This window comes from Vogesella sp. XCS3 (assembly GCF_020616155.1).
In the GTDB taxonomy this organism is placed as follows: domain Bacteria; phylum Pseudomonadota; class Gammaproteobacteria; order Burkholderiales; family Chromobacteriaceae; genus Vogesella.
The window spans coordinates 3,108,671-3,120,393 of the sequence record NZ_CP085530.1 but is presented as its reverse complement, the minus strand read 5'-3'; the positions used below and the strand labels follow the sequence as shown (position 1 = coordinate 3,120,393).

General features: G+C 58.3%; 12 protein-coding genes. 10 read left to right on the top strand and 2 right to left on the bottom strand.

The annotated features are described in order from the left end of the window. The first annotated feature begins 154 nt into the window (after positions 1-154). The 4 genes from LCH97_RS14860 (at position 155) to ybaK (ending at position 2,457) form a co-directional block, all read left to right on the top strand. A complete protein-coding gene (locus LCH97_RS14860) occupies positions 155-334 on the top strand; it encodes a hypothetical protein (protein WP_227302367.1) in 180 nt (59 codons plus the stop codon). A 77-nt stretch (positions 335-411) separates the two neighbouring features. Continuing rightward, positions 412-1,320: a protein-methionine-sulfoxide reductase catalytic subunit MsrP gene (gene msrP / locus LCH97_RS14855; protein ID WP_227302366.1), complete on the top strand. Its 909-nt coding sequence runs from the start codon at positions 412-414 to the stop codon at positions 1,318-1,320. Continuing rightward, positions 1,320-1,946: a sulfite oxidase heme-binding subunit YedZ gene (locus LCH97_RS14850; protein ID WP_227302365.1), complete on the top strand. Its 627-nt coding sequence runs from the start codon at positions 1,320-1,322 to the stop codon at positions 1,944-1,946. Before msrP ends, LCH97_RS14850 begins: the two co-directional genes overlap by 1 nt. A 31-nt stretch (positions 1,947-1,977) precedes the next feature. Continuing rightward, positions 1,978-2,457, top strand: a complete 480-nt coding sequence (ybaK, locus tag LCH97_RS14845; protein WP_227302364.1) for a Cys-tRNA(Pro) deacylase — start codon at positions 1,978-1,980, stop codon at positions 2,455-2,457. Here the strand turns inward: ybaK and LCH97_RS14840 are convergent, their stop codons facing one another. After that, positions 2,458-3,660 carry a multidrug effflux MFS transporter gene (locus LCH97_RS14840; protein ID WP_227302363.1) on the bottom strand — a complete coding sequence of 401 codons (1,203 nt, stop codon included), beginning with the start codon at positions 3,658-3,660 and terminating at the stop codon, positions 2,458-2,460. A 71-nt stretch (positions 3,661-3,731) separates the two neighbouring features. On the opposite strand from LCH97_RS14840, the gene arsC reads away from it, so the two are divergent. Beyond that, a complete protein-coding gene (gene arsC / locus LCH97_RS14835; RefSeq protein ID WP_227302362.1) occupies positions 3,732-4,076 on the top strand; it encodes an arsenate reductase (glutaredoxin) in 345 nt (114 codons plus the stop codon). 162 nt (positions 4,077-4,238) lie between these two features. On the opposite strand, the gene LCH97_RS14830 is transcribed toward arsC, so the two are convergent. Beyond that, positions 4,239-6,617 carry a penicillin-binding protein 1A gene (locus LCH97_RS14830; protein WP_227302361.1) on the bottom strand — a complete coding sequence of 793 codons (2,379 nt, stop codon included), beginning with the start codon at positions 6,615-6,617 and terminating at the stop codon, positions 4,239-4,241. Between the two features lie 215 nt (positions 6,618-6,832). Between LCH97_RS14830 and LCH97_RS14825 the strand changes: the two genes are divergently transcribed. The 5 genes from LCH97_RS14825 to pilQ are packed head-to-tail and all read left to right on the top strand — an operon-like array spanning position 6,833 to position 11,701. Next, on the top strand, positions 6,833-7,873 hold the full coding sequence (locus LCH97_RS14825; protein WP_017508649.1) for a pilus assembly protein PilM: 1,041 nt from the start codon (positions 6,833-6,835) through the stop codon (positions 7,871-7,873). Continuing rightward, positions 7,874-8,443, top strand: a complete 570-nt coding sequence (locus LCH97_RS14820) for a PilN domain-containing protein (protein ID WP_227302360.1) — start codon at positions 7,874-7,876, stop codon at positions 8,441-8,443. Further along, entirely contained in the window at positions 8,440-9,048 is a 609-nt protein-coding gene (locus tag LCH97_RS14815; RefSeq protein WP_227302359.1) for a type 4a pilus biogenesis protein PilO, read from the top strand. Before LCH97_RS14820 ends, LCH97_RS14815 begins: the two co-directional genes overlap by 4 nt. Before the next feature lie 2 nt (positions 9,049-9,050). Further along, positions 9,051-9,566: a pilus assembly protein PilP gene (locus tag LCH97_RS14810; protein WP_227302358.1), complete on the top strand. Its 516-nt coding sequence runs from the start codon at positions 9,051-9,053 to the stop codon at positions 9,564-9,566. Next, positions 9,563-11,701 (top strand): type IV pilus secretin family protein, encoded by a 2,139-nt coding sequence (pilQ, locus tag LCH97_RS14805; protein WP_227302357.1) that lies wholly within the window; start codon positions 9,563-9,565, stop codon positions 11,699-11,701. Before LCH97_RS14810 ends, pilQ begins: the two co-directional genes overlap by 4 nt. The last annotated feature ends 22 nt before the right edge of the window (positions 11,702-11,723 follow it).

Genomic DNA, 11,723 nt, shown 5'->3' with positions numbered 1-11,723 from the left:
GGCGGGTAGCTGGGCTACGGGCGGCCTTTGCGGCTCTGCCACCCCTTTTTCAAGGCTTCTCCTAGGCAATGCTGCGATTATATAGGCATCGCTGGCTTGCGCACCTGTCCTGTCGCTGCCAATAATCGTGGCCTCTGCGCTAAGGATGCTTTTGATGATAGGTCGCCTGTTTCGTCTGGCCCTGCTATGCATGGTGCTGGTGATGATGGTGCGCTGGCTGCTGAACCGCCAGCAACGTGCCACCGTACACGAGTTTGTGCATACCCTGGCCATTGCCCTGCTGGTCAGCGGTGTCCTGTTTCTGGGCCTGGCACTGGCAGGGATTCGCCTGTAGCGAATTTTTCTGCACAGGCGCTGTCAGATCAGCCGCCGGTATCCGACTCATTACCGATACCTCCTGGAGCCCACGCCATGCTGATACGCCGCGCCACCGACATCCTGCCCTCCGAGATTACCCCGCACAGTGTGTACCTGAACCGCCGCCAGTTCATGCTGGGTAGCGCAGGTCTACTGTTGCCCGTGGCGTCCATCGCCGCCCTGCCTGCCAGCAAAAGTGGCTATTCCACTACCGAAAAGCCCAATAGCCGCCAGGACATCACTAGCTACAACAACTATTACGAGTTTGGCACCGGCAAGGAAGAACCGGCTATCCACGCCGGCCGCCTGAAAACCCGACCATGGACGGTAACGGTAGGCGGCGAAGCGGGCAAACCGCGCAGTTTCAGCATCGAGGAGCTGCTGAAGTTCCCGCTGGAAGAACGCATCTACCGTCTGCGCTGTGTGGAAGGCTGGAGCATGGTGATCCCGTGGGTGGGCTTTCCGCTAGCCAGCCTGCTCAAACAGGTGGACCCGACCAGCCGCGCCAAATACGTGGCATTCGAAACCGCGCTGCGCCCCGGCGAGATGCCCGGCGTGGCGCGCCGCGTGCTGGACTGGCCTTACCGCGAAGGCCTGCGCATCGACGAGGCCATGCACCCGCTCACCATTCTGGCGGTAGGCTTGTATGGCGAGGCGCTGCCGGGACAAAACGGTGCACCAGTGCGCCTGGTGGTGCCGTGGAAGTACGGTTTCAAGAGCATCAAGTCCATCAGCCGCATCACGCTGCTGGAAAAGCAGCCGCCTACCAGCTGGAATATGGCGGCGCCCAGCGAGTACGGTTTTTACTCCAACGTGAACCCGGCGGTAGACCACCCGCGCTGGAGCCAGGCCAGCGAACGGCGCATCGGCGAGTTCCTGAAACGCAAGACGTTGCCATTCAACGGTTACGCCGACCAGGTAGCCAGCCTGTACCGCGGCATGGATCTGGTGAAAAACTTCTGATGCGGCCAACCTTGCTCTTCACCCCCTCAGCCACCATGGTTGGCCGCATCAAGGCGCTGGTTTTCGTGCTGTGCCTGCTGCCACTGGCCGCCAGCCTGTGGCAGGCTTTGAGCGGCCAGGCGGTGAACCCGGTAGAAACGCTCACCCGCGACAGCGGCAGCTGGGCGCTGAACCTGTTGCTCGCCGGCCTCGCCATCACCCCGTTGCGCCGGCTGGGGGCGCCGGGCTGGCTGCTGCGCCTGCGCCGCATGCTGGGGCTGTATGCTTTTTTTTACGCCAGCGTGCACTTGCTGATCTACCTGTGGCTGGACCAGCTGTTCGACTGGCCCGCCATCGTGCATGACATCATCAAGCGCCCGTTCATTACCGTCGGCATGGCGGCGTTTGCGCTGCTATTGCCGCTGGCCATCACCTCGACCGACGGCTGGCTGCGGCGGCTGAAGCGGCGCTGGGGCCAGCTGCACCGGCTGGTCTACCCGCTGGCGGTGCTGGCAGTGGTTCACTACCTGTGGCTGGTAAAGCGCGACCTCACTGAGCCGCTACTGTACGCGGCGGTACTGGGGCTGCTGCTGGGGCTGCGGCTGTGGTGGCGCTTGCGGCCAACCATGGGGCCGCGGGTACAATAGCGCCCTGTCTTACCCTGCCCTATCGATAGCCATGTCCAAGGAAAAAGCCCCGGTCACCCAGGCGGTGCGCATGCTGCGCGAACACCAGGTGGCCTATACCGAGCATCTGTACAAATACGAAGAAAAAGGCGGCACCCGTGTGTCGGCGCGCGAGCTGGGCGTAGACGAGCATTGCGTGATCAAGACCCTGATCATGGAAGACGAGCAGCGCAAGCCGCTGGTGGTGCTGATGCACGGCGACCGCGAGGTGGCTACCGGCATGCTGGCCAAACAGATCGGCACCAAGAAGATCACGCCGTGTGACCCGAAAACCGCCGACAAGCACAGCGGCTACCAGGTAGGCGGCACCAGCCCGTTTGGCACCAAGAGCAAGCTACCGGTGTATATGGAAGCCGGCATTGCCGGGCTGGAGCGCATCTACATCAATGGTGGCAAACGCGGCTTTCTGGTGGGTATGGCACCGGCCGAACTACAACGTGTGTTGCAGCCGGTGCTGGTAAAAGCCTGCTGATTACACCGGCCGCTGGATACGGCGGCGGTAGGCGCTGCGCAGCACAAAGCCCGCCACCAGAAACACCAGCATGGTCAGCGCCAGGCTCTGCACGCTGCCCCATACCAGCGGTGAAATCACCCCGGCCAGCAGCGTGGAAAACATGGTCTGCACAAAGCCCTGCACCGACGACACCGTACCGCGCAAGTGCGGAAACTGGTCCATCAGCGTCAGTGTCATCGACGGCGCCGACATCGACATGCCCGTGGTGTACAGCGCCAATGGCAATACTGCCCACGGCACCGACGGCGTCATCAGGAAAGCCTGCAGCAAGTTGGCCGCCGTGGCGGCAAACATCAGCGTATAGCCGATATTGACGATGGTGCGGGTGTCGCGCCGCCCGGCCAGCTTGCCGGACAGAAACGCGCCGAACATGATGCCCGACACGATAGGGCCGAACATCCACAGAAAATCGTTATGCCCCAAGCCCAGGTGCTGCATGACGAACACCGGTGCCGACGGGATGTACACGAAAAAGCCGGCAAAGTTGCACGACACCGCCAGCGCCAGCAGCTGGAATTCGCGCTTGCGGCCAACCTCCAGATAATTGGCCAGCAGCTGTCGCCACGCAAATGGCGTACGCGCCGCCACCGGGTGCGTTTCTGGCATCGCACGCCAGCACACCGCAAAGATCACCACCCCCAGCAGGGCCAGAAACACAAAGATGGAACGCCAGCCCAGGGCCCCGAACAACATGCCGCCGATCAACGGCGCGATAGCCGGCGACAAGGAAAACAGCATGGTGACCTGCGACATCATGCGCTGCGCATCATGGCCGTGGAAGGTATCGCGAATGATCGCCCGCCCGACTACCAGCCCGGCGCCGCCACACAGGCCCTGCATGCCACGGAACAACAGCAGTGTCCCCAGGTTGGGCGCCAGTGCGCAGCCTACCGACGCCACAGCAAATACCAGGGTGGAAACCAGAATCACTGCACGGCGGCCTACCGAATCGGAAATGGCACCGTGCCACAGCATCATTACCGCATAGCAAAACAGGTAGATCGACAGGGTTTGCTGCATTTCAATGGGCGATGCCCCTAGCGCAGCCCCCATCTCGTGTATGGCCGGCAAAAAGGTATCAATAGAAAATGGCCCCATCGACGCCAATGCGGCCAACAGCAGGGCCAGCACGCCGAAACGGCGGTTAGATGAATCAGACATGTAAAAAAACACTTTCTTGCCAGGAAAACTGCGATATAAAAGTGACACTCTCGCAGCATATGGAAAGCATCATGATTCGTTACTACCACAACCCGCGTTGCTCGAAATCCCGAGAGGGGCTGCAGCTGCTTCAGCAGCATGGCGCCCAGCTAGAGGTGATCGAGTATCTGAAAACGCCACCATCCGCCGACGAGCTGGCCGCCATCATCGCCATACTGGGGGGAGACCCGCGCAGCATGATGCGCAAAAAGGAAGAGGAGTACACCGCCCTGCATCTGGACGACGTGACACTGGAAGACAAGCACCTGATCCAGGCCATGCTGGCCCACCCCAAGCTGATCGAGCGCCCGCTGGCAGTGAGTAGCAGCAAGGCCGCTATCGGGCGGCCGCCAGAAAACCTGCTGGCACTATTATAGAGCAAAGGGCCCGGCTGCCTGCCGCAGGCCAGTTGCCCAAGGCTGGCCTGCGGCACCCCGCTGACCAAAAGATCAAAAAAGTCATTTCATTTCAGCAAGATAGAACAATCCCCGGCAAGCCGGGGATTGTTCTATGTAGAAGATCAGTGTGTTTACCGCCTTTTAGAACAGCTGGTCTTTCACGTTCTCTACCGCATCCTGTACTGGCGCCGCCGGCTCATCAGCGCCAGCGGCAGAGGCATCACCGTCGTCACTACGGCCGGAACCCGGCACCGAGCCACGGTTATTGATACGCAGCTCAGGGTTGGTGCGCTGGAATTCTTCCAGGTAATACTCGTCGTTGCCGCGCAGACCGGCACCCGGTTTCACCACCACGCCGGCCGGCGGCGGCAGCTCCACATCCGGCACACCTTTCAGCGCATTACTCATGTAATTCACCCAGATCGGCAGCGCAGCGGTGCCACCGTAGCCGTAACGGCCCAGGCTACGCGGCTGGTCGAAGCCAACCCAGGTCACCGCCACCAGATTGGGGTTGAAACCGGCAAACCAGGCGTCTCGGAAGTCGTTAGTCGTACCGGTCTTGCCAGCGATATCATTGCGCCCCAGCGCCATGGCACGGTTGGCCGTACCGTAGCGCACGACGTCGCGCATCATATTGCTGATGATGAAAGCATTGCGCGGGTCGATGGCCTGCGGGGCATTTTGCCCGGCAATGGCGGGCAGGGTACGCGCCAGCACGCGGCCACCGGCGTCTTCGATACGGTCGATAAAGTAGGCCCGGGTACGGAAGCCACCGTTGGCAAACACCGAGTAGCCTTCGGCAATCTGCATGGGCGTAGCCGTACCTGCCCCCAGCGCCATGGTGAGATAGGCCGGGATATTCTTGCCATCAAAACCGAAACGCTGCACGTACTGCTGGCCAAAATCGGTACCGATAGACATCAGGATACGGATAGACACCAGGTTTTTGGACAAGGCCAGCGCGCGGCGCATGGTAATCATGCCCGCATAGCGGCCATCATCGTTTTTCGGATCCCAGCTTTGGCCACCTATGGTCTGCGGGTCTACCGTGATCGGCGCATCGTTGATCATGGTGGACGGCGTAAAGCCCCGATCCAGCGCAGCGGAGTACACAAACGGTTTAAAGGTGGAGCCCGGTTGGCGGATGGCCTGGGTCACGTGGTTGAACGGGCTGCGGTTAAAGTCGAAGCCCCCCACCAGCGAACGGATGGCGCCAGTGCGCGGGTCCATGGAGACAAAGCCGCCTTCTACCTCGGGCATCTGGGTAATCTGCCAGCCACCCTTGGCATCCTGTACCACCCGCACATGCGCGCCGGGCCGCAGACGCTGCGCCGGGGTAACACGCTCGGAAAGTGCAGAGCGGGCAAAGCTCAGACCACTACCAGTGATGTCTACTTTTTTGCCGCCGCGCAGGTACACGCGTACGCGCGACGGGCTCGCGGCCAACACAATGGCCGGCTGCATATTGCCGCTATCGCGGATGGCAGCCAGCGACTCATCCAGCGCCTCTTCCAGCTCTTCCGGCGCAATGGCAGACAGGTCGGTAAACGCTTCCGGGCCGCGGTAAGCCTGGCGGCGATCGTAGTCGATCAGGCCGGCTCGCAGCGAATCGAAAGCCCACTGCTGATGCTTGCTGTCCAGCGTGGTGTAAACACGATAGCCCTCGGTATACGCAGCGTCTTTATAGCGGCCATACATGGCCTGGCGCACCATCTCGGCCATGTATTGCGCAGGCAGGCTGGCTTCCAGAGTAGGCTTGGCCAAGACCATGGGCTCGGCTTTGGCCTGCTCGTATTCGTCGCTATTGATAAAGCGCAGCTCGTGCATGCGGCGCAGCACGTACAGCTGGCGCAAGCGCGCGCGTTCCGGATTAACAACAGGGTTGTAGCTGGAAGGCGCTTTGGGCAGACCCGCGAGCATCGCCATTTCGGCGACGCTCAGATTGGCCAAAGGCTTGCCATAATAGGCTTGCGCGGCCGCTGAAAAGCCGTAAGCACGCTGCCCAAGATAGATTTGATTGATATACAGCTCTAAGATTTGGTCTTTCGATAAAGTATGCTCAATCTTGAATGCCAGCAGCGCCTCATTGAATTTTCGTGTGAAAGTGCGCTCACTGGACAAGAAGAAATTTTTTGCCACCTGCATAGTAATGGTGCTTGCACCAGAGTGCGCGCGACCGGATACTATATTGCCGACTGCAGCACGCAATACGCCCAAGTAATCAATGCCACCATGCTGGTAAAAGCGTTCGTCTTCTGCGGCCAACAGTGCCTGCTTCATATGCTGCGGCACATCCTGAATGCGAGTAAATGAACGCCGTTCCTCACCAAACTCGCCAATCAGGACATTATCGGCAGAATAGACACGCAGGGGCATCTTGGGGCGGTAGTCGGTCAACACATCCAGGCTGGGCAAGCGTGGATAGGTAATCACCACGGCAATCAGCATCAGGCCCGCTACAATAACGGCCAAGCCGGCAAGCAGGCCTGCGGTAACGGTAAAAAAGCGCTGGAGCATCATTGTTCTAGCCTATAAAAGTGATGGCGCATTATAACCGCAAGGCGGCGCCTTAAGACGAATAGCAAACGTACACCCCGGTGTGCACTGCAACAAGGAGGTTGGTGGCCCGCCCGTTACGGCGGCACCAGATAATGATGCCTGGAGAAAAAAGTCGTTTCGATAGAAACCGCCTTCAACAGCTATTTAGCAGTTGGCTCCCCTCATCACGTCAATCCATGCTTGGTCTGGACATCAGCTCCACCTCCATCAAAATGGTCGAACTCAGCCGCAGCGGACGCACCCCGCAGCTGGAGCGCTATGTGGTGGAACCGCTCGCCAAAGACCTGATTACCGACGGCAACATCAACAATATGGACGAGGTAGCCGATGCCATTCGTCGTGCCTGGCATCGCCTAGGCTCGCCGACACGCCGTGCGGCCATTGCCCTGCCTACGTCCATGGCCATCTACAAGAAAATCCTGGTACCGGCCAGTGCGTTGGGGGACGACCTGGAGATGCAGGTTGAAAATGAAGCCAACCAGTACATCCCCTTCCCCCTGGATGAAGTGAACCTGGATTACCAGGTGCTAGGCCCATCCAGCAATAGTGCTGACGACTTGGACGTCATGATTTGCGCCTCCCGCAAAGAGAAGGTGGAAGAGCGCGTAGCGGTAGCCGAGATGGCCGGCCTGAAAGTAGAAATCGTCGATATCGACGCTTTTGCCATGATGACTGCCTTCGAGCAGATTCAGCAGCAGCTGCCCGATCAGGGCATGAACCAGACCTTTGCACTGTTCGATATTGGCGCCAGCAAGATTCACTGCTCGGTGATCCGTAACGGCCAGCAGCTTTACTATCGCGAACAGGTCTTTGGCGGCGTACAGCTCACGCGGGATATCCAGCGCCGCTATGGCTATACCTACGAAGAGGCAGAAGCCGGCAAGCGCAGCATGTCACTGCCAGACGGCTACGAAGCCGAGCTGCTTTACCCCTTTGTGGATTCGCTAGCGCAAGAAATCCAGCGCGCCTTGCAGTTTTTCTACACCACGGTAAGCGTGTCGCAATATCTGCGCGTGGACTACATTCTGCTGGCGGGTGGCTGCAGCATGCTGTCCGGCCTGGATGATGCCATCCTGAACCGTACACAGATCAGCACCATGATTGCCAACCCGTTTACTACCATGACACAGGCTCCGGGCATACAGCTCAAAGAGCTGCTGCTGGATGCGCCATCGCTTCTGGTGTCATGCGGTTTGGCCCTGCGGAGATTTGACTAGATGATCCGCATTAACCTGCTACCGCACCGCGAACAGAAAAAAGCGGCTCACCGTAAACGCTTCCAGACCCTGCTGCTGGGCAGTATTTTGCTGGCATTGGGTCTGACTTACCTGTGCCATATGGCACTGGAAGAGCAAAAGGCTAGCCAGCTGGCTCGCAACCAGCGCCTGGAAACAGAAATCAACAAGATCAACAGCAAGCTCAGCAATATCGAGTCGCTACGTCAGAAGAAAGCCGTTTTGCTATCGCGTAAGCAACTGGTAGAAAAGCTGCAGTTCGACCGAACCCAGGCGGTATATATCTTTGACGAGCTGATCCGTCTCGTACCGGAAGGCGTGTACCTGAAAGACTTCCGCCAGACAGGCAGCAGCATTGCACTCAGTGGTTACGCTCTGTCCAGCGCTCGCGTATCGGCCTTCATGCGTAACCTGGCTGAGTCCAGCACCTTTGCCGACCCGGTACTGATCGAGGTCAGTGCGGCCAACGTGGACAAAATACGCGCCAACCAGTTTAGCTTGAGTGTTGCACTAAAAGCCCAGCACACGCCTAGCACCGGAGCACCACAATGACCCTAGATGAAGTGCGCAACCTTGACTTCAAGGACATGCCCAACTGGCCGCTTCCCGGGCAGCTCGCTGCGCTGTGCTTGCTGGTCTTGCTGGTTATGGGCGCCGCTTACCTAGCGGTGTTCTCGTCTGTTCAGGATGAAATCGAACAGGCGCGGCTGCAGGAAGAACAGCTACGTCAGACTTTTGTCGACAAGAAACGCCAGGCCAGTAATCTGGTAGCACTGGAAAACCAGCTGAAACAGATTGAAGTCTCGTTTGGTACCTTACTGAAACAGCTACCTACCAAGTCTGAAATGGACTCGTTGCTGACCGAAATCAACCAGGCGGGCATTGGTCGCGGGCTACAGTTCGAACTGTTCCGCCCCGCAGGCGAAGTCAAAACCGACCAGATGGCCGAGCTGCCCATCCAGATACGCCTGACCGGTACGTATAACGAGTTGGCCGCATTTGTTACCGATGTGTCGCAGCTTTCACGCATTGTCACCATCAGTGACATCTCGCTCACCCCGGTGGGCGATGCCAAATCCAGCCGTCTGGTCATGATGGCCACCGCTAAAACCTATCGCGCGCTGGAGGCAGAAGAGAAACTCTCTGCACCGAAATGATCATGACGCGACTTATTCCGCTGCTGTTCCTGCTGGCAGGCTGCAGCTTTACCGAACAAGACGATCTGGAGCAATGGATGCAGCAGGCTGGTACTGGCCTGCACGGCCAGGTGGAGCCGCTCCCGCAGATCGAGCCATACAAGCCTTACCAGTACCGTGGGCAGGACCTGGTTTCTCCATTTGAAACCAACCGCCTGCAAGTCGCGAGAAAGAATACAGCCGGCAACCTGCCGGATACCGGCAGACCGCGCGAGATACTGGAGAATTACGAGCTGGACAAGCTCAAACTGGTCGGCACCATGCTGCTGAAATCGGAACGGCTAGGACTGATCCAGACCCCGGAAGGGGGTATCTACCGTATCCGCGTAGGCAGCTTTATCGGCCCCAACTACGGTATCGTGCGCTCCGTGGCAGAAACCGAAATCAAACTGGAAGAAACAGTCGAGGATGTGAACGGCGAGTGGGTAAAACAGGACAACAGCCTCTACCTGCTTCAGGAACAAGGAAAAACACCATGAAAACAATGACCCTGACGCATCTCGCTTGTACCATGTTGCTTGCTGGCCTCACTCAGGCCGTATGGGCGGCCAATGGCATTACGGCTATCGAGCTGATCAAAAACAGCCAGGACCAGCAGGTTCTGTCGCTGACATTCAATACCGCCCTGCCGACCGCACCCAATAGTTTTGCCATTTCGAATCCGCCACGTGTCGCCTTTGACTTTCCCGACACGCGCAATCTCACAGGCAAAAACCAGCTACCGTTTGCCGCCAGCCTGCTCAACACAGCCACGCTGGTAGAAGGCCAGGGCAAAGCACGCCTGGTACTAAACCTGAGCAAATCTACCGCTTACACCAGCGCAGTACAGGACAACAAGCTACTCATCACCCTGAATGGCCCCAGTAACGCCAATACGCAAAGTGCCGCCGTTAGTCGCACCGAAACCCCGACCGAGATCCTGCCCCCTGTCGTAGCCGCTGCACCACACGCCATTGCACCCAATGGCGTAGTACAGAATGTTGACTTCAAACGCGGTGACAACGGCGAAGCACGCATTCTGATCGACCTGAACAGTGCCAATACGCCTGTTGATATCAAGCGGGAAGGTAAATCCGTCATCATCGACCTGGCAGGGGTGAAAGTACCCCGCCATCTGGAACGCCGCCTGGATGTTACTGACTTTGCTACCCCAGCACGGCGTATCGATGCGACAAACCAGGGCAGTGGCAGCCGTATTGCCGTGCAATCCGAAGGCGACTGGGCCTACTCGTCCTACCAGACCGAGAAGCGCCTGGTAGTAGAAATCCGCAAGAGCTCCGCAGAAGAAGTAGAAGCCGCGCTACTGGCGCAGGGCAAGGCCAACTACAAAGGGGAAAAACTGTCGCTGAACTTCCAGAATGTGGAAGTCCGCTCGCTGCTGCAAGTCATCGCCGAATTTACCGGCATGAACATCATCACCAGTGACTCGGTCAACGGTACCCTGACGCTGCGCTTGAAAGATGTGCCATGGGACCAAGCGCTGGACCTGATCCTGGCACAGAAAAACCTGGAAAAGCGCCAGGTTGGTAACGTAGTACGTATCGCCCCGCGTGAAGAGTTGCTGGCAATAGAACGCCAGGCTGCCGAATCGCAAAAGCAGCGTACGACGAATGAGCCCATCATTACCGAAACCTTCCAGATCAAATACCGCGCCGCAGAGGAAATCCGCGAGGCGCTAAAAGACCTGGCCGGTTTCTACAGTGAAAGCAGCACCTCGGCACAGGGTAGCAGCAGCACCAGCAATAGCACCAAGGCCGCCATTCTGGTTGACCCGCGCTCCAACAAGATCATCATCCGCGAACGCATTTCCGTCATCGAGGAAATCCGCAAGGTCATCCAGACGCTGGATATGCCACTACGCCAAGTGCTTATCGAGGCACGTATTGTCGAGGCCAAAGACAACTTCCAGCGCGACCTGGGCGTACGGCTACAGTACACCCGGGCCGGGGGCGATACCTCTGTCGGTTCGCTAGCTAATGGCACCAATATCCCCCTTGGCGGCATTCCTGGTGGTGATGTGACCTTCAACCCGAACGTTAGCCTGCCATCGTCGCTGTCTGGCGCGTCTATTGCCGCCATTTTCAGGAACGCCAGCTCGATCATCGGCTTGGAACTGTCGGCCATGCAGGCAGAAGACCGCGGCAAGGTGGTATCCAGCCCGCGCATTCTCACAGCAGACCGCACGAAGGCCACTATCACGGAAGGGACGGAGATTCCTTACCAGACTGTAGACGACAATGGCAAATCGTCCACCACCTTCAAGAAGGCCAACCTGAGCTTGTCTGTCACGCCACAGGTCACACCTGAAGACGATATTGTGCTGAAGCTGAATATCACCAAAGACACGCCCAACACCAAGCTGAAAGTAGGTGAAAACCCTGCCATCGACAACAAGACCGTCGACACCGAAGTACGTGTAGAAAATGGCGGTACCGTAGTGATTGGTGGCATTTATATCCAGGAACAAAACACCGTAGAAAACCGCGTGCCCATTCTGGGTGATCTGCCTGTAGTAGGGGCACTGTTCCGCAACAGCTCCAATACCAACAACCGCCGCGAACTGCTGGTTTTCATCACGCCCCGTATCGTGGAGAATGAGTTCATCAGCCGCTAAGCTAGCAGACACGTTATGAAGT